Genomic DNA, 18,402 nt, shown 5'->3' on the forward strand with positions numbered 1-18,402 from the left:
TCCGTCCGCTGAGGCTGCTGAAATATAGACAGGAAATCTTTCAGCAGCCTTGCAGACCCGGTGATCAATAGCAGACGCCGAATCGGGTTCGGCGTCGGTTTTTTCAATGTTGTCTGTCGTACTCAGTGCACCAGCATGCCGGTTAACCAGTAGGCCTGGGCCAACGTGATCAAGCCAACGATCGTTGCAAAGAATAGGCTGTGTTTGAGGGTGAAACGGAACAGATCCGATTCCTTGCCCACCAGCCCGGTTGCCGCGCAGGCCACCGCGATCGATTGTGGCGAAATCATCTTGCCGGTCACGCCGCCGCTGGTGTTCGCCGCTACCAGCAAGGTGTCGTTGACGCCGATCTGGTGCGCGGTGGTGGCTTGCAGCGAGCTGAACAGCGCGTTGGACGACGTATCGGAACCGGTCAGGAACACGCCCAGCCAACCCAGGAACGGCGAGAAGAACGGGAACGCTGCGCCCGTGCCGGCCAATACCAGGGCCATGGTCGACGACATGCCCGAATAGTTGGTGACGAAGGCGAACGCGAGCACCATGCCGATGGACAGGATCGGCCAGCGCAGTTCGAAAAGTGTCTCTTTGAAAGTGGTAAGACCAGTCTTGACGTTGATTTTCAGCACCAGCATCGAGATCAATGCGGAGAAGAAAATCGCCGTGCCGGTGGCGGAAACCGGATCAAGCTTGAACACGGCCGGAATGGCGGTGGGGTTGATCACGATGGGCGCGACCTTGATCACCATCTGATCCAGGTGCGGGATGGCGAAGTTGAATACCCAGCCGTACATCGAACCGCCCGCGGCGAACATCGCCTTGAATGGCTTCAGGGTCCAGATCGTCACCAGCACGGTGAGGATCAAGAACGGCGACCAGGCCTTGATAATTTCCCCCAGGCTGTAGGGTGACGCCACGGTGCTGCGCGGCTGGCCGAAACCGCCGACACTGGCGGTAACGGCTGCGCTGGAGGTGGCGCCGGCAATCTGCGCCCCGGCGGTGCGCTTGGGCTGCCAGATTTTCAGAAACAGCGTGAGAGAGATCAGGCTGGCCAGGGCCGAGGTGATGTCCGGCAGTTCCGGGCCGATGAAGTTGGAGGTGAAATACTGAGTGATGGCGAAGCTCAAGCCTGCCACTAGGGCCGCCGGCCAGGTTTCCCGCACGCCGCGCAGGCCGTCCATCATGAACACCAGCCAGAACGGCACGAACAGCGACAGCAGTGGCAACTGGCGACCGGTCATGGCGCCGATCTTGAACGCATCGATCCCGGTGACCTGGCCGGCCACGATAATCGGAATGCCCAACGCGCCGAACGCCACCGGGGCGGTGTTGGCGATCAGGCACAGGCCTGCGGCGTACAGGGGGTTGAAGCCCAGGCCAACCAGCAACGCGGCAGTGATCGCCACTGGCGCACCGAAGCCGGCGGCACCTTCCAGAAAGGCACCGAAGCAAAAGCCGATCAGCAGCACTTGCAGGCGCTGGTCATCGGTAATCGACAGCACCGAGCTGCGGATCACTTCGAACTGGCCGCTCTTGACCGTCAGTTTGTACAGGAACACCGCGGCGACGATGATCCAGGCGATGGGCCACAGGCCGTACGCAAAGCCATAGCCGGCGGCGGCGAACGCCATGTCTGCCGGCATCTGGAAGGCGAAGATCGCCACGACAATCGCCAGCGCCAGGGTGATGCTGCCGGCCACGTGCCCCTTGAGGCGAAACACCGCCAGGGCCAGGAAGAAAAATACGATGGGAATGACGGCCGCAAGTGCGGACAAGCCGAGGCTGCCGAGCGGGCTGTAGAGCTGTTGCCAGGTTTGCATAATGGGTGGGCCCCTAATTGTTGTTGGTCAGGCACTGATCAGCGGTTTTGGCTAATTGGTAATACCAATTTACAATCGCTGTTGGCTAGGGTAAAAGCGTTGGTTGTCGTGTGTCAATTTGCCGCCCTGAAACTTTCGTCGAATAAGCGGTGCAGATGGCATCTGATCCGTTTGAAAAAACGGCTTTTGCCGGGTGTGGACAAAGCCCGGATGGGCCAGAATAGAGAGCCCGGCGAGCCGTCGGGATCGTGGAGAATCGAGTTATGGGGTTTGATCAGATTCGTCAGCGCCGTTTGTCCGACGATATTGTCGAGCGGCTTGAAGGAATGATCCTTGAGGGCACGTTGAAGTCTGGCGAACGGTTGCCGGCCGAACGGGCCTTGGCCGAGCAGTTCGGCGTATCGCGCCCTTCGTTGCGCGAGGCGATCCAGAAACTGGCCGCCAAGGGCTTGCTCGTCAGTCGCCAGGGCGGCGGTAACTATGTCGTGGAGTCGCTGGGCTCGACGTTCAGCGATCCGCTTCTGCAACTGTTGGAAAGCAATCCTGAAGCGCAGCGTGACTTGTTGGAGTTTCGCCACACCTTGGAGGCTTCCTGTGCCTATTACGCGGCACAACGGGCCACGGACGTGGATCGCGAACGGCTGACGGCGGCGTTCGAAGAACTGCAGGATTGTTATTCACGCCATGAAGAGGTGAGTCGGGCGGAGGAGGGCGCGGCGGACGCCCGGTTCCATCTGGCGATCGCCGAGGCCAGTCATAACGCGGTGTTGTTGCACACCATTCGCGGGTTGTTCGACCTGCTCAAGCGCAATGTGGTGACCAACATCGGCGGCATGTACAAGCAGCGCAGCGAAACCCGCGACATGCTGATCAGCCAGCATCGGGAATTGTATCAAGCCATTATGGACGGGCACGCCGAGCAGGCGCGGGAAGTGTCCAGCCGACATATTTTGTATGTGCAGGAAGTATTGGAAGAGGTGCGTCAGGAAGTGCAGCGTGTGGCGCGGGCGGAGCGGCGCAAGGGGATGTAACGCTGCCTGATACATCGATGCTGAATGTGTCGCCGTCATCGCGAGCAAGCTCGCTCCCACATTGGATCTTCAGTGAACACAGGATATGTGTATTGCCGTGATCGGGTGTGGGAGCGAGCTTGCTCGCGATAGCGGTCTCAACGACGAAAGACTCAGTCTTCCTTGCCCTTGTTACGTACTGCACGCTGCAGCTCGCGACCGGCATCGCGTTCGCGTTCGGTATCGCGCTTGTCGTATTCCTTCTTGCCCTTGCCCAGCGCAATCTCGCACTTGATCAGGTGCTTGCTCCAGTACAACGACGTGCAGACGCAGGCGTAACCCTTCTGCTGCACCGACGCGAAGAGCTTTTCCAGCTCGCGCCTGTTGAGCAGCAGTTTGCGCGAGCGTGTCGGATCAGCAATCACGTGGGTGCTGGCGGTGGTCAGCGGCGTGATGTGACTGCCCAGCAGCCAGGCTTCGCCGTCCTTGAGCAGCACATAGCTGTCGACCAGTTGCGCCTTGCCGGCACGCAAGCTCTTTACTTCCCAGCCGGCCAGGACCATGCCAGCCTCGAAACGCTGTTCGATGAAGTAATCGTGTCGCGCCTTTTTATTTTGCGCGATGGTCCCTGTGGGGTGTTTCTTCTGTTTAGCCATAGGGGCGGCATTATAGGCAGTTGCGTGCGTGTCGGCTACGGTGAAGCTGCGTGCTTGAGCACGTTGAATGAATCCCGGACAATGCGGCCTCTTTTTTGAACGCTTGGGCGTGATCACGATGTCGACAGACAAGGTTTCTGTCCACGGCAGTTGGGCTAGCCGCTGGGTCTTTATACTCGCCGCGACCGGTTCTGCCGTGGGGCTGGGCAGTATCTGGAAGTTTCCGTACATGGTTGGCGTCTACGGTGGCGGCGCCTTCGTATTGATGTTCCTGGCGTGCATCGTGCTCATCGGGGCGCCGGTGATGCTGGCCGAAACCCTGATCGGTCGTCGCGCCCGGCAGAGCCCGGCGAATGCCTTGAAGGTGCTGGCCGTGGCGGCGGGACATTCGCCCAAGTGGTCGTGGGGCGCGTTCGCCGGCATGATCACGGCGCTGCTTATCCTGTCTTTCTATAGCGTGGTCGGCGGCTGGTCGCTGGATTACATCATCGACATGGGGCGTGGGGATTTTCAGGGCGCCACGCCGGACCAGGTGGGTGCCTATTTCGGCAACGTCATCGCCGACCCCTGGAGGTTGACCCTCTGGCACACGATTTTCATGGTGCTCTCCGCCGTGGTGATCGCCCGTGGCGTGGTTGCCGGGCTTGAGCGCAGCCTGCGGATCATGATGCCGTTGCTGTTCGTGATGATCCTGGTGCTGCTGGGGTACAGCATGACCACCGGACATTTCATGGAAGGCGTGCATTTCATGTTCGACTTCAAGCCGGAGAAAGTCCTCGACGGCTTGCTGCCGGCCATGGGGCATGCGTTTTTCTCCCTGAGCGTCGGGGTCGGCTCGATCATGATCTACGGCGCCTACATGCCCAAGAACGCGTCCCTGACCCGAACCGTCGTCGGCGTCGCGCTGTTGGATACCTTCGTCTCGCTGCTGGCCGGTGTGGCATTGTTTCCGATTGTGTTTGCCGCGGGCCTGAACCCCAGCGAAGGACCGGGGCTGATGTTTGTCAGCCTGCCCTTTGCTTTCGGCAGCATGGCGTTCGGCCAAGTGATGGGTGTGGTGTTTTTTGTCCTGGTGGCCATCGCGGCTTGGAGTTCGGCCATTTCCCTGCTGGAGCCCATGGTGGCTTACCTGGTTGAGCGGACCCGTCTCAGCCGCGCCTGGGTGACATTCTGGCTGGCCTTCACCTGCTGGTTCGTGGGCCTGGGGACGGTTTTTTCCTTCAATATATGGAAGCAGGCGAAGTTTTTCGTGAACGAAGACGGGTTGTTCCGTCTCTACCAGTGGGGAGCAACCGGAGGGCTGGATTTCTTCGGCGTGATTGATTTCTTCACATCACGGATCATGCTGCCATTGGGTGGTTTGTGTTTCGTAGTGTTTGCAGGATGGATCATGGGGCGTGAAGCGGTGCGTGATGAGTTGTCGCTGCGCAACCCTGTATTGTTCGCCTTGAGCCTGTTCTTGATGCGCTATGTGGCGCCCATCGGCATTCTCGTAGTGTTTGCCGCCCAGCTGTGGAAGTGACGCTTACATGACGACACATATTCAACGCTCGGCCTTGCTGCCCTACCCGGCGCAGGCGCTCTATGACCTGGTCAATGATGTGGCGAGTTATCCGCAATTCTTGCCTTGGTGCTCTTCCGCCGAGGTGCTTGAGAGTTCCGAAACCCATATGCGCGCCAGCCTTAACATCGCCAAGGGTGGATTGAGCCAGCGCTTCGTCACCCGCAATACCCTGGTGCCGGGGCAGTCCATCGAAATGAACCTGGAAGAGGGGCCTTTCAATCAGCTCCATGGCGTCTGGGTATTCAAGCCGCTCGGTGAAAAAGCCTGCAAGATCAGCCTCGACCTGTCATTCGATTACGCCGGCCCGCTGGTGCGCGCCACATTGGGGCCGTTGTTCAATCAGGCGGCCAATACCCTGGTCGACGCGTTCTGCCAACGCGCCAAGCAGAATGCCGAGCTCAAGCGTTGATTGAAGTAGAAGTGGTGTATGCCTCTGTCGAGCGCCAGGTCCTGCGTACATTTGCAGTGCCGGAGGGCACGAGTGTTCGCGCAGCGCTGCTGGCTTCAGGTATTAAGGATGCGTTCCCGGAACTGGATCTGGCGACCTGTCCGGTCGGGATTTTTGGCAAAGTGGTTGCTGATCCAGAGCGCCAGGTGGTGCAGGCGGCTGATCGGCTGGAGATTTATCGACCGTTGCTGGCTGATCCGAAAGAAATTCGTCGCCTGCGTGCGGCCAAGGCTGCCCAGGCACGTCAAACGGAGCAGTAATCCAGCCTGGATTGCAGGCGTTAAAAAACCCGGCATGCCGGGTTTTTTAATGTCGCCGTTTATTGCGGCGAGGTATCCAGAGGTTCTGGTGTCGGGACAGGTACAGTCTCGACTTTGTCCACATCCTTCTGGATCTGGTCCAGCAACGAACCTGGCTTGACCGGTTTTTCCGGTTTTGGCTGTTCGGTATTCTGGGTCGGGTCGGTGACCGTCGTGCCGCTGTCCTTGCCCATGATGGCCTCGTCGCGGCTCACGCCTGGCATGAAATCGCCCGACAGGCTGACGAGTTGGTCATTGGGGCTAAAGATAACGCTGATGCGTTCCTGCTGGCGCTCACCGCCGCCTGGCTGCAAGCTGTACAGATAATCCCAGCGATCGGCATGGAACGTGTCGGTCAGCAGGGGGTTACCCATGATAAACCGTACTTGCCGGCGGGTCATTCCCGGGCGTAACTGGTCTATCATGTCCTGCGTGACGACATTGCCCTGCTGGATGTCGATTTTGTAAACCCCGGGGAATGAACAACCGGCGAGTGCGAGCAGTCCCACAAAGGTGAAACTGGTTAGCAAGAGCTTGGTGTTTTGCATCGGTGGGCGACTTCCACTATCTTGGCTGGGACAACGTAAACGCCGATCATACCCGCATTAAGAGAAGCTGCGAAGCAGCATCGCGAGAAAGCTGACCATGGTTGAAAATAGCGAACTACGCAAAGCCGGCCTCAAAGTGACCCTTCCAAGGGTCAAGATTCTACAAATGCTCGACTCCGCCGAGCAACGCCACATGAGTGCCGAGGATGTCTACAAGGCGCTGATGGAGGCTGGTGAGGACGTCGGTCTGGCCACGGTTTACCGTGTTCTGACCCAGTTCGAGGCAGCTGGCCTTGTGGTGCGGCACAACTTCGACGGAGGCCATGCGGTCTTCGAGCTGGACGACGGCAAGCATCACGACCATATGGTCAACGTCGAGACCAGTGAAGTGATCGAATTCTTCGACGAAGAAATCGAGCGGCTGCAGAAAGCAATCGTCGACAAGTATGGCTTCGAGATGGTCGATCACAATCTCGTACTGTACGTACGCAAGAAAAAGTAAGCAGGTCGCGCGAACTTAAGGTTCGCGAAACGAGCGAAGGCGACCCTTGGGTCGCCTTCGTGCTGTCTGTCGTTCTTATACTTTCGCGGTAACGACCATTTTTTTTGCGTGAGCCAGGGATTCCTTGGTGAGGTCGATTCCCCCCAGCATCCGCGCCACTTCTTCCACCCGCTCGTTTTTGTTGAGTTTGGACACCGCGGTACGCGTAGCGTCCTGGCCGCGCACCTTGTGCACGAATAAATGCTGGTGTCCCTGGGCGGCGACCTGGGGCAGGTGAGTGACCGTCAGCACCTGGCCGCGCTCCCCCAGCCGGCGCAGAAGTTGGCCGACAATTTCCGCGGTTGGCCCGCCAATGCCCACGTCCACTTCGTCGAATACCAGCGTCGGTACGCGGGAGGTCTGTGCCGTGATGACCTGGATGGCCAGGCTTATCCGTGACAGTTCACCGCCGGACGCCACTTTCGCCAGTGCCTTGAGAGGTTGTCCGGGGTTGGCGCTGACCAGCAATTCCACCTGCTCCATCCCGTTGGGTTGAAGCTCGTCGCCAGCGTTGGGGCGCAGTTCGATGGTGAAGCGACCACCGGGCATGCCCAGGCGCTGGATTTCCTGCTCCACGGCGCTGGCCAGGCCGGTCGCGGCTTGACGGCGCAGTTCGCTGAGCTCGTTGGCTTTTTCCTGATAATGACGGGCATAGGAGGCCAGCTCGTCCCCCAGGCGCTCGATGGACTCATCGTTGGCGTTCAGGGTTTCCAGTTCTTCCAATAAGCGTTGCTGGAGTTCGGCGACATCGGTTGGCTGGACGCGGTGTTTGCGTGCCAGCGTATAGATAGTGTCCAGGCGCTCTTCCAGATATTGCAGGCGTGCCGGGTCGGCGTCGAAATGATCAAGGAACCGATTCAGTTCCCCGACCGCTTCTTCAACCTGAATCTGCGCGCTCGTCAGCAGGTTGGTCGCTTCGCTGAGGGCGCCCACCGAATTGTTGACGCTGGAAAGTCGGTTCAGGCTTGCTGTCAGCGCGTTAAGCACATTGCCTGAATCGTTCTCGCTGCATTGCTCGACCACTTGTCGGCAGATGCCCAGCAGGGTTTCGGCGTTGGTCAGGTTCTTGTGTTCCTGCTCCAGCTCCTCCAGTTCGTTTTCACCCAGGGCCAGGTTCTCCAGCTCCTCGAGCTGATAGCTCAATAACTGATGGCGGGCACGCTGTTCGTCACCGGAGTTGGAGAGGCGGTCCAGTTCCTGGCGAGTCTGGCGCCAGCGTTGGGCGGCTAGCTGCACCTGGCGAGCCAGATCGGTGGCGCCGGCGTATTCGTCCAGCAGGCGGCGATGGGTATCGGTCTTGAGCAGGGACTGGTGTTCATGCTGGCTGTGGATGTCGATCAGCAGTTCGCCGAGGGCCTTGAGGTCGCCCAAGGGGCAGGGCGTACCGTTGATGTAGCCCCGGGAGCGGCCTTCGGCGGTGATGACGCGGCGCAAGATGCACAAGCCGTCGGTGTCCAGGTCGCGCTCGGCCAGCCAGGTGCTGGCCTCGGGGATATCGACCAGGTCGAAGGTGGCCAGGATGTCGGCCTTGTCCGCTCCGGGACGCACCACACCACTGTCGGCACGATCACCCAGTGTCAGGCCCAGGGCGTCGAGCATGATGGATTTGCCAGCACCGGTTTCACCGGTGATCACACTCATGCCTCGATCGAGTTCGAGGTCGAGGTGTTCGACGATGGCGTAATTATGTACGGACAGGTGCACCAGCATAAGGCCGCTCCCAGGCTTTAGGTCTGGTTATTTATACAGTGTTTTGTTTCGAGCTGACAATGCCTGCGCTTAGCTCGATTTGCTTGGGTTGATGAGTTTCTTAGCGCTGTCTGGAATGGAATGCAGCTGTTTTTTGTAAGGGTAATTCGTCGGACGGCCCTTGAAGCTTAAAAACCCGGCCCCATATACCGGGGCAGAAGCGCGAGTCGAGCTCGCGGACGAAGTTGAAAGGAGAAATCTATGGCTGACGAACAGACGCAGGATACGCAAAATCTAGACGCCAATCAGGCTCCCCAGGATTCGGGTGACGACCTGGCGGCACGTGTACAAGTGCTCGAGGAGCAGCTGGCCGGTGCGCAGGATCAGGCGTTGCGTGTAGCAGCCGACCTGCAGAATGTCCGCCGTCGCGCCGAGCAGGATGTAGAAAAGGCTCATAAATTCGCCTTGGAGCGTTTTGCCAGCGACCTGCTGCCGATCATCGACAGCCTGGAGCGCGGCCTCGAGCTGTCCAATCCGGATGACGAAAACATTCGTCCGATGCGTGAAGGCATCGAGCTGACCCTGAAAATGTTCCAGGACACCCTCAAGCGTTATCAGCTCGAAGCCATTGATCCACATGGCGAACCCTTCAACGCCGAACACCACCAGGCCATGGCGATGCAGGAAAGCGCAGACGTCGAGCCCAACAGTGTCTTGAAGGTTTTCCAGAAGGGCTATCTGCTCAATGGTCGCCTGTTGCGCCCGGCCATGGTTGTGGTCAGCAAGACGCCGGCACCGGTTTCGCCTTCTATTGATGAGCAGGCTTGAAATCGGTCGAAACGGCCCCCATTAAGAAGTCAAGCGTTTAAGTGCTACCGCAGTTAGCCACCACTGCTGCGGCAACCAAATCCAAGTTCCGGGAGAGTTAACATGGGCAAGATTATCGGTATCGACCTGGGGACCACCAACTCGTGCGTCTCCGTGCTGGAAAACGGCAAGGCCAAAGTCATTGAAAACGCTGAAGGCGCGCGCACCACGCCGTCGATCATTGCGTACGCCAACGATGGCGAAATTCTGGTTGGCCAGTCTGCCAAGCGTCAGGCAGTGACCAATCCGCATAACACCCTGTACGCGGTGAAGCGTCTGATCGGTCGCAAGTTCGACGAAGAAGTCGTTCAGAAAGACATCAAGATGGTGCCTTACAAGATCGCCAAGGCTGATAACGGCGACGCCTGGGTTGAAGTGAACGGCCAGAAAATGGCGCCGCCACAGATCTCGGCTGAAATCCTGAAGAAAATGAAGAAAACCGCCGAAGACTACCTCGGCGAAGCGGTGACTGAAGCGGTCATCACGGTTCCTGCGTACTTCAACGATAGCCAGCGCCAGGCGACCAAAGACGCCGGCCGCATCGCGGGCCTGGACGTAAAACGTATCATCAACGAACCGACCGCGGCTGCTTTGGCCTACGGTATGGACAAGGCCAAGGGCGATCACACTGTGATCGTTTATGACCTGGGTGGCGGTACCTTCGACGTTTCCGTGATCGAGATCGCTGAAGTCGATGGCGAGCACCAGTTCGAAGTACTGGCGACCAACGGCGACACCTTCCTCGGTGGTGAAGACTTTGACATCCGCCTGATCGACTACCTTGTCGATGAGTTCAAGAAAGAAAGCGGCATGAACCTCAAGGGTGACCCGCTGGCCATGCAGCGCCTGAAAGAAGCCGCTGAAAAAGCCAAGATCGAGCTGTCCTCGAGCCAGTCCACCGACGTGAACCTGCCGTATATCACTGCAGACGCCACCGGTCCGAAGCACCTGAACGTGAAAATCTCCCGCGCCAAGCTTGAAGCGCTGGTGGAAGACCTGGTTCAGCGCACCATCGAGCCTTGCCGCATTGCGATGAAAGACGCCGGTATCGACGTTGGCGCGATCAACGACGTGATCCTGGTCGGCGGTCAGACCCGTATGCCGCTGGTTCAGAAGCTGGTGACCGATTTCTTCGGTAAAGAAGCGCGCAAGGATGTGAACCCGGACGAAGCTGTTGCCATGGGTGCTGCCATCCAGGGCGCCGTTCTGGCCGGTGACGTGAAGGACGTTCTGCTGCTCGACGTCAGCCCGCTGACCCTGGGTATCGAAACCATGGGCGGCGTGATGACCGCGCTGATCGAGAAGAACACCACGATTCCTACCAAGAAATCCCAAGTGTTCTCGACCGCCGATGACAACCAGGGCGCCGTGACCATCCACGTGCTGCAAGGTGAGCGTAAGCAAGCTGCGCAGAACAAATCCCTGGGCAAGTTCGACCTCGCCGAGATTCCACCGGCTCCACGTGGCGTGCCACAAATCGAAGTGACCTTCGACATCGACGCCAACGGCATCCTGCACGTCGGCGCGAAAGACAAGGCCACCGGCAAGACTCAGTCGATCGTGATCAAGGCCAACTCCGGTCTCTCCGAGGAAGAAATTCAGCAGATGGTTCGCGATGCTGAAGTCAACGCCGAGGAAGATCGCAAGTTCGAAGAGCTGGCCAGCGCCCGCAACCAGGGTGATGCCCTGGTGCACTCGACTCGCAAAATGATCGCTGATGCTGGCGAGAAAGTGACTGCGGAAGAGAAGACTGCCATCGAAGCGGCTGTGGTTGCACTTGAAGCTGCCGTCAAAGGCGACGACAAGGCGGCCATCGAGGCGAAGATCGAAGAGCTGTCCAAGGTCTCCGCCCCAGTGGCTCAGAAGATGTACGCCGAGCAGGCTCAGCCCGCTGAAGGCGCGGCTGCCCAGGGCGAATCGGCCGAAAAAGCCGACGACGTCGTGGATGCCGAGTTCGAAGAAGTGAAAGACCACAAGTAATCGCTTGTTGGTCGGCCGGTTGACTGCATTTGTGCGGTGGCTGGTAGGATGTCGCCGCGCGGGAGCTTGCTCCCGCGTTGGCGTGTCTGGAGCCAGTGAATTTTTACAGCATGCGACAACGCTCGGGTGCTGGCGGTGTGATCGGGAATGCTCCTGCTTTCCGAACGACGGACACTGCGTTTTGGCCGGGGCCCTGGCTGAAAAATTTAAGACCAGGATCGTTGAATTGACGTGAGTTGGGTCCGGGCCTGTATTGGGGCTCAACGAGTTTGGCAAGGTTCAGGAGAGGTTTGCCGGACGTCCTATAAGAGTGCAAAGACTAATGGCAAAGCGTGACTATTACGAAGTATTGGGTGTGGAGCGGGGGGCCAGCGAGGCGGACCTGAAGAAGGCCTATCGTCGCCTGGCGATGAAGCACCACCCGGACCGTAATCCCGACGATAAAGCGTCGGAAGAAATGTTCAAGGAGGCCAATGAGGCCTACGAAGTACTGTCCGATTCGAGCAAGCGCGCGGCTTACGACCAGTATGGTCATGCCGGTGTCGACCCAAGCATGGGCGGCGGCGGTGCCGGTTTTGGCGGTCAGAATTTCTCCGATATTTTCGGCGACGTGTTCAGCGATTTCTTCGGCGGTGGTCGCGGCGGTGCCCGTGGTGGCGCCCAGCGTGGCAGCGACTTGCGCTACACGTTGGAGCTGAACCTGGAAGAGGCGGTGCGCGGTACCACTGTCAATATCCGCGTTCCAACGCTCGTCAATTGCAAGCCGTGCGATGGCTCGGGCGCCAAGAAGGGCTCCTCGCCCGTCACTTGCCCGACCTGTGGCGGCATTGGTCAGGTTCGCATGCAGCAGGGCTTCTTCTCGGTGCAGCAGACCTGCCCGCGTTGCCATGGCCAGGGCAAGATAATTTCCGATCCGTGCGACTCCTGCCACGGCGAAGGGCGCGTCGAAGAGTACAAGACGCTTTCGGTGAAGGTGCCGGCCGGTGTCGATACCGGTGACCGCATTCGCCTGTCCGGCGAAGGTGAGGCGGGTGCCCAGGGCGGTCCGACCGGCGATCTGTACGTCGTCATCAATGTTCGCGAGCACGCGATTTTCCAGCGCGACGGCAAGCATCTGTTCTGCGAAGTGCCGATCAGCTTTGTCGATGCAGCCTTGGGTGGCGAGCTTGAGATCCCGACCCTCGACGGTCGCGTCAAGCTGAAAATCCCTGAGGGTACGCAGACCGGCAAGCAGTTCCGGATTCGCGGCAAGGGCGTCGCGCCAGTGCGTGGCGGTGGCGCAGGCGACCTGATGTGTCGGGTGGCGGTGGAAACTCCGGTGAATCTGAGCCGACGCCAGCGTGAACTGCTGGAAGAGTTCCGCAGCTCGCTGGCGGATGACAACAGTCACTCCCCGAAAACGACGGGTTGGTTCGAAGGCGTGAAGCGCTTCTTCGGCGATCTGTAAGGAGGTCGCATGCGACGTATAGCTGTGATGGGCGCTGCGGGGCGCATGGGCAAGACGTTGGTCGAGGCGGTGCAGCAGCGCTCGCCGCTCTCTGGCCTGACGGCGGCCATCGTGCGACCCGACAGTACCTTGGTTGGCGCCGATGCTGGCGAGCTGGCTTCGCTTGGGCGTATCGGCGTGCCGATGACCGGCGGCCTGGAGAAGGTGCTCGATGAGTTTGATGTCCTGATCGATTTCACGCTGCCGGAGGTGATGCTCAAGAACCTTGCCATTTGCCGTAAGAACGGCAAGGCCATGGTTATCGGCACCACGGGGCTGGACGCTGCACAAAAGCAGTTGCTGGCCGATGCCGGCAAAGACATTCCGATCGTTTTCGCGGCGAATTTCAGTGTGGGTGTCAACCTGTCGTTGAAGCTGCTGGACATGGCGGCCCGAGTCTTGGGCGACGATGCGGATATCGAAATCATCGAGGCGCATCACCGCCACAAGATCGACGCGCCTTCGGGAACGGCCTTGCGCATGGGTGAAGTGATTGCCGATGCATTGGGTCGCGATCTGCAGGAAGTGGCCGTGTACGGACGCCAGGGGCACACCGGTGCCCGTGAGCGAGACACCATTGGTTTCGCCACGGTGCGCGGTGGTGACGTAGTGGGTGACCACACCGTGCTGTTCGCCACTGAAGGCGAGCGCCTGGAAATCACGCACAAGGCGTCGAGCCGGATGACTTTTGCCAAGGGTGCCGTTCGTGCTGCGCTGTGGCTGGAGGGTCGCGAGCCTGGTTTGTACGACATGCAGGACGTTCTCGACCTGCGCTGATGTCATTGGACGCGGGGTTCAGGTTATACTGAGCCCCCGTTTTACACCGCTTCGCGACGGCCTGTCGCATTCCCCTGCCTTTAAGGCTCATTAGCGGTGGACCAAAAAAGCCTTTTTCTGTAAGCTACAGCTTTAGTGTGTCCACTAAAAGCGCGCAGAATAATTCAGTGAACAAGCGGGGTGACGTGTCCATACGTCACTCCGCTTTTTTACAACCTGCGATCGCCCTTTCAGGCTTTATTTACGGGAGGTCTTCTTGACTAAGCCAGCCATACTCGCCCTTGCTGATGGCAGCATTTTTCGCGGCGAAGCCATTGGAGCCGACGGTCAGACCGTTGGTGAGGTGGTGTTTAACACCGCAATGACCGGCTATCAGGAAATTCTTACCGATCCTTCCTACGCCCAGCAAATCGTTACCCTGACTTACCCGCACATCGGCAACACCGGCACCACGCCGGAAGATGCCGAGTCTGATCGTGTCTGGTCCGCTGGCCTGGTCATTCGTGACCTGCCGCTGGTAGCGAGCAACTGGCGTAACACGATGTCCCTGTCCGATTACCTGAAAGCCAACAATGTCGTGGCGATCGCAGGTATCGACACCCGTCGCCTGACCCGCATCCTGCGGGAAAAAGGCGCGCAGAACGGCTGCATCATGGCCGGTGACAACATTTCCGAAGAAGCTGCCATCGCCGCCGCCCAGGGTTTCCCTGGCCTCAAGGGCATGGATTTGGCGAAAGTCGTCAGCACCAAGAAGCCGTACGAGTGGCGCTCCACGGTCTGGGACCTGAAAACCGACAGTCACGCGACGATCGAAGCCTCCGAGCTGCCGTACCACGTGGTTGCGTACGACTACGGCGTCAAGCTGAACATCCTGCGCATGCTGGTGGAACGTGGTTGCCGCGTGACCGTGGTGCCTGCGCAAACCCCGGCCGCCGATGTCCTGGCCCTCAAGCCCGATGGCGTGTTCCTGTCCAACGGCCCTGGCGACCCTGAGCCATGCGACTACGCGATCCAGGCGATCAAGGACGTGCTGGAAACCGAGATCCCGGTATTCGGCATCTGCCTCGGTCACCAGTTGCTGGCCCTCGCTTCGGGCGCCAAGACCTTGAAGATGGGTCACGGCCACCACGGTGCCAACCACCCGGTGCAGGACCTGGACACCGGCGTCGTGATGATCACCAGCCAGAACCATGGTTTTGCGGTGGATGAAGCGACCTTGCCGGCCAACGTGCGGGCGATCCATAAGTCGCTGTTCGACGGCACGTTGCAGGGCATCGAGCGTACCGACAAGAGCGCGTTCAGCTTCCAGGGCCACCCTGAAGCGAGCCCGGGCCCGAACGATGTGGCGCCGCTGTTCGATCGCTTCATCAATGAGATGGCCAAGCGACGCTGACCGCGTGAAGCCCGATGGCGGCCCCTAGCGCGGCGGCCCCTCGGGCGCTTCAAAGATTGTTCGACGGCCTAGCCGACTGACCTGCGGATTTGAGTGACAAACCCATGCCAAAACGTACAGACATAAAAAGCATCCTGATTCTTGGCGCTGGCCCGATCGTGATCGGCCAGGCCTGTGAATTCGACTACTCCGGCGCCCAGGCCTGTAAAGCCCTGCGCGAAGAGGGTTACCGCGTCATCCTGGTGAACTCCAACCCAGCCACCATCATGACCGACCCGGCCATGGCCGACGCCACCTACATCGAGCCGATCAAGTGGCAGACCGTTGCCAAGATCATCGAGAAAGAGCGCCCTGACGCGCTGTTGCCGACCATGGGCGGCCAGACCGCGTTGAACTGCGCCCTGGATCTGGAGCGCGAAGGCGTCCTGGAGAAATTCGGTGTGGAAATGATCGGCGCCAACGCCGACACCATCGACAAGGCCGAAGACCGTTCGCGCTTCGACAAGGCGATGAAATCCATCGGCCTGGACTGTCCACGCTCGGGCATCGCCCACAGCATGGAAGAGGCCAATGCCGTCCTGGAGCGTCTGGGCTTCCCGTGCATCATCCGTCCGTCCTTCACCATGGGCGGCACCGGTGGCGGCATCGCCTACAACCGTGAAGAATTCGAAGAAATCTGCGCCCGTGGCCTGGACCTGTCGCCGACCAAAGAGCTGCTGATCGACGAATCCCTGATCGGCTGGAAAGAATACGAAATGGAAGTTGTCCGCGACAAAAAGGACAACTGCATCATCGTCTGCTCGATCGAAAACTTCGACCCGATGGGCGTGCACACCGGCGACTCGATCACCGTCGCCCCGGCCCAGACCCTGACCGACAAGGAATACCAGATTCTGCGTAACGCCTCTTTGGCGGTACTGCGTGAGATCGGCGTGGAAACCGGCGGCTCCAACGTCCAGTTCGGCATCTGCCCGAACACAGGTCGCATGGTGGTCATCGAGATGAACCCGCGGGTATCCCGTTCCTCGGCCCTGGCCTCCAAGGCCACCGGTTTCCCGATTGCCAAGGTTGCCGCCAAGCTGGCCGTGGGCTACACCCTGGACGAGCTGTCGAACGACATCACCGGCGGTAAGACCCCGGCGTCCTTCGAACCGTCCATCGACTACGTCGTCACCAAGCTGCCACGTTTCGCCTTCGAGAAATTCGCCAAGGCCGACGCCCGCCTGACCACTCAGATGAAGTCGGTCGGTGAAGTGATGGCCATCGGCCGGACCTTCCAGGAGTCCCTGCAGAAAGCCCTTCGTGGCCTGGAAGTGGGGGTCTGCGGCCTGGATCCGAAGCTGGACCTGAACGACCCGGAAAGCATGAGCGTGCTCAAGCGCGAGCTGACCGTGCCGGGTGCCGAGCGCATCTGGTACGTGGCGGATGCCTTCCGTGCCGGCATGACCGTCGAGCAGATCTTCGGCATGAACATGATCGACCCTTGGTTCCTGGTGCAGATCGAAGATCTGATCAAGGAAGAAGAGAAGGTCAAGACCCTGGGCATGTCCAGCATCGACCACGACGCGATGTTTCGCCTCAAGCGCAAGGGCTTCTCCGACATGCGGCTGGCCAAGTTGCTGGGTGTGACCGAGAAGAGCCTGCGGGCCCATCGCCACAAGTTGGAAGTGTTCCCGGTGTACAAGCGCGTCGACACCTGCGCGGCCGAGTTCGCCACCGACACCGCTTATCTGTACTCCACGTACGAAGAAGAATGCGAAGCCGCGCCATCGACCCGCGACAAGATCATGATCCTGGGCGGCGGTCCTAACCGGATCGGCCAGGGCATCGAGTTCGACTACTGCTGCGTACACGCGGCACTGGCCCTGCGCGATGACGGGTACGAGACCATCATGGTCAACTGCAACCCGGAAACCGTGTCCACCGACTACGACACCTCCGATCGTCTGTATTTCGAACCGGTGACCCTGGAAGACGTGCTGGAAATCGTCCGCGTCGAGAAGCCTAAAGGCGTGATCGTCCAGTACGGTGGCCAGACGCCTCTGAAACTGGCTCGCGCCCTTGAAGCCGCTGGCGTACCGATCATCGGTACCAGCCCGGATTCGATCGACCGTGCCGAAGACCGTGAGCGTTTCCAGCAGATGGTCGAGCGCCTCAACCTGCGTCAGCCGCCAAACGCCACCGTGCGCAGCGAGGACGAAGCAATTCGTGCCGCGGCCAAGATCGGCTATCCGCTGGTGGTGCGTCCGTCCTATGTGCTGGGCGGTCGTGCGATGGAAATCGTCTATCAGGAAGACGAGCTCAAGCGTTACCTGCGCGAAGCGGTCCAGGTCTCCAACGACAGCCCGGTGCTGCTGGATCACTTCCTCAACTGCGCCATCGAAATGGACGTGGATGCGGTCAGCGACGGCAAAGATGTGGTGATCGGCGCGATCATGCAGCACATCGAGCAGGCCGGCGTTCACTCCGGTGACTCCGCTTGCTCGCTGCCGCCTTACTCGCTGCCGGCCCACATCCAGGACGAGATGCGCGAGCAGGTCAAGAAAATGGCCCTCGAACTGGGTGTCATCGGCCTGATGAACGTGCAACTGGCCCTGCAGGGCGAGGACATCTACGTCATCGAAGTCAACCCGCGCGCTTCCCGGACCGTGCCATTCGTGTCCAAGTGCATCGGTGTATCCCTGGCGATGATCGCTGCGCGGGTCATGGCGGGTAAAACCCTGAAAGAGCTGAACTTCACCAAGGAAATCATCCCGAACTTCTACAGTGTGAAAGAGGCGGTGTTCCCATTCGCCAAGTTCCCAGGCGTGGACCCGATCCTCGGCCCGGAAATGAAGTCCACCGGTGAAGTGATGGGCGTGGGTGATACCTTCGGCGAAGCCTTCGCCAAGGCCCAGATGGGCGCCAGCGAAGTGCTGCCGACTGGCGGTACGGCGTTCATCAGCGTACGTGATGACGACAAGCCACTGGTTGCAGGTGTGGCTCGTGATCTGATCAACTTGGGCTTTGAAGTGGTCGCCACGGCCGGTACCGCCAAGCTGATCGAAGCGGCAGGCCTGAAAGTGCGCCGCGTGAACAAGGTGACCGAGGGGCGTCCGCACGTGGTCGACATGATCAAGAATGACGAAGTCACGCTGATCATCAACACCACCGAAGGTCGTCAGTCGATTGCCGACTCCTATTCCATTCGTCGCAATGCGCTGCAGCACAAGATCTACTGCACCACGACCATTGCTGCAGGCGAAGCGATCTGCGAAGCGCTCAAGTTCGGTCCCGAGAAGACCGTGCGTCGCTTGCAGGATCTACATGCAGGATTGAAGGCATGAG

General features: G+C 59.6%; 15 protein-coding genes. 11 read left to right on the plus strand and 4 right to left on the minus strand.

Annotated features, from left to right (window positions below; translation table 11 throughout):
• Positions 1 to 122 precede the first annotated feature (122 nt).
• Positions 123 to 1,817 carry a lactate permease LctP family transporter gene (locus CD58_RS03920; protein WP_025211769.1) on the minus strand — a complete coding sequence of 565 codons (1,695 nt, stop codon included), beginning with the start codon at positions 1,815 to 1,817 and terminating at the stop codon, positions 123 to 125.
• A gap of 263 nt (positions 1,818 to 2,080) precedes the next feature.
• Here CD58_RS03920 and CD58_RS03925 point away from each other — a divergent pair, with 263 nt between their 5' ends.
• Complete coding sequence (locus CD58_RS03925; RefSeq protein ID WP_025211770.1) at positions 2,081 to 2,848, plus strand: FCD domain-containing protein; 768 nt, start codon at positions 2,081 to 2,083, stop codon at positions 2,846 to 2,848.
• A 152-nt stretch (positions 2,849 to 3,000) separates the two neighbouring features.
• Here the strand turns inward: CD58_RS03925 and smpB are convergent, their stop codons facing one another.
• Positions 3,001 to 3,483 carry an SsrA-binding protein SmpB gene (gene smpB, locus CD58_RS03930; RefSeq protein WP_025211771.1) on the minus strand — a complete coding sequence of 161 codons (483 nt, stop codon included), beginning with the start codon at positions 3,481 to 3,483 and terminating at the stop codon, positions 3,001 to 3,003.
• A 118-nt stretch (positions 3,484 to 3,601) separates the two neighbouring features.
• Between smpB and CD58_RS03935 the strand changes: the two genes are divergently transcribed.
• From CD58_RS03935 to CD58_RS03945, 3 genes are read left to right on the plus strand one after another with little or no spacing between them, the layout of a single operon-like run.
• Positions 3,602 to 5,005, plus strand: coding sequence for a sodium-dependent transporter (locus CD58_RS03935; protein WP_025211772.1), 1,404 nt, complete (start codon positions 3,602 to 3,604; stop codon positions 5,003 to 5,005).
• Positions 5,006 to 5,012: 7 nt separating this feature from the next.
• Entirely contained in the window at positions 5,013 to 5,456 is a 444-nt protein-coding gene (locus CD58_RS03940; protein ID WP_025211773.1) for a type II toxin-antitoxin system RatA family toxin, read from the plus strand.
• Positions 5,453 to 5,755: an RnfH family protein gene (locus tag CD58_RS03945; RefSeq protein ID WP_025211774.1), complete on the plus strand. Its 303-nt coding sequence runs from the start codon at positions 5,453 to 5,455 to the stop codon at positions 5,753 to 5,755. Before CD58_RS03940 ends, CD58_RS03945 begins: the two co-directional genes overlap by 4 nt.
• Positions 5,756 to 5,814: 59 nt before the next feature.
• Here the strand turns inward: CD58_RS03945 and CD58_RS03950 are convergent, their stop codons facing one another.
• Positions 5,815 to 6,342, minus strand: a complete 528-nt coding sequence (locus CD58_RS03950; RefSeq protein ID WP_025211775.1) for an outer membrane protein assembly factor BamE — start codon at positions 6,340 to 6,342, stop codon at positions 5,815 to 5,817.
• Positions 6,343 to 6,439: 97 nt separating this feature from the next.
• On the opposite strand from CD58_RS03950, the gene fur reads away from it, so the two are divergent.
• Positions 6,440 to 6,844 carry a ferric iron uptake transcriptional regulator gene (gene fur / locus CD58_RS03955; RefSeq protein ID WP_003197684.1) on the plus strand — a complete coding sequence of 135 codons (405 nt, stop codon included), beginning with the start codon at positions 6,440 to 6,442 and terminating at the stop codon, positions 6,842 to 6,844.
• Between the two features lie 75 nt (positions 6,845 to 6,919).
• Here fur and recN read toward each other — a convergent pair whose 3' ends face one another.
• Positions 6,920 to 8,593: a DNA repair protein RecN gene (gene recN, locus CD58_RS03960; RefSeq protein ID WP_025211776.1), complete on the minus strand. Its 1,674-nt coding sequence runs from the start codon at positions 8,591 to 8,593 to the stop codon at positions 6,920 to 6,922.
• Between the two features lie 240 nt (positions 8,594 to 8,833).
• Between recN and grpE the strand changes: the two genes are divergently transcribed.
• The 6 genes from grpE to carB all read left to right on the plus strand — a co-directional run bounded on the left by grpE (position 8,834) and on the right by carB (position 18,401).
• Positions 8,834 to 9,400 (plus strand): nucleotide exchange factor GrpE, encoded by a 567-nt coding sequence (grpE, locus tag CD58_RS03965; protein WP_025211777.1) that lies wholly within the window; start codon positions 8,834 to 8,836, stop codon positions 9,398 to 9,400.
• 102 nt (positions 9,401 to 9,502) lie between these two features.
• On the plus strand, positions 9,503 to 11,419 hold the full coding sequence (dnaK, locus tag CD58_RS03970; protein WP_025211778.1) for a molecular chaperone DnaK: 1,917 nt from the start codon (positions 9,503 to 9,505) through the stop codon (positions 11,417 to 11,419).
• A 322-nt stretch (positions 11,420 to 11,741) separates the two neighbouring features.
• On the plus strand, positions 11,742 to 12,866 hold the full coding sequence (gene dnaJ, locus CD58_RS03975; protein ID WP_025211779.1) for a molecular chaperone DnaJ: 1,125 nt from the start codon (positions 11,742 to 11,744) through the stop codon (positions 12,864 to 12,866).
• A 9-nt stretch (positions 12,867 to 12,875) separates the two neighbouring features.
• Entirely contained in the window at positions 12,876 to 13,682 is an 807-nt protein-coding gene (gene dapB / locus CD58_RS03980) for a 4-hydroxy-tetrahydrodipicolinate reductase (RefSeq protein WP_025211780.1), read from the plus strand.
• A 256-nt stretch (positions 13,683 to 13,938) separates the two neighbouring features.
• Positions 13,939 to 15,075, plus strand: coding sequence for a glutamine-hydrolyzing carbamoyl-phosphate synthase small subunit (gene carA / locus CD58_RS03985; protein ID WP_025211781.1), 1,137 nt, complete (start codon positions 13,939 to 13,941; stop codon positions 15,073 to 15,075).
• A gap of 104 nt (positions 15,076 to 15,179) precedes the next feature.
• Complete coding sequence (gene carB / locus CD58_RS03990) at positions 15,180 to 18,401, plus strand: carbamoyl-phosphate synthase large subunit (protein ID WP_025211782.1); 3,222 nt, start codon at positions 15,180 to 15,182, stop codon at positions 18,399 to 18,401.
• Position 18,402: the final 1 nt, after the last annotated feature.

The sequence above is a fragment of the Pseudomonas brassicacearum genome (assembly GCF_000585995.1).
GTDB classification, from domain to species: Bacteria; Pseudomonadota; Gammaproteobacteria; order Pseudomonadales; family Pseudomonadaceae; genus Aquipseudomonas; species Aquipseudomonas brassicacearum_A.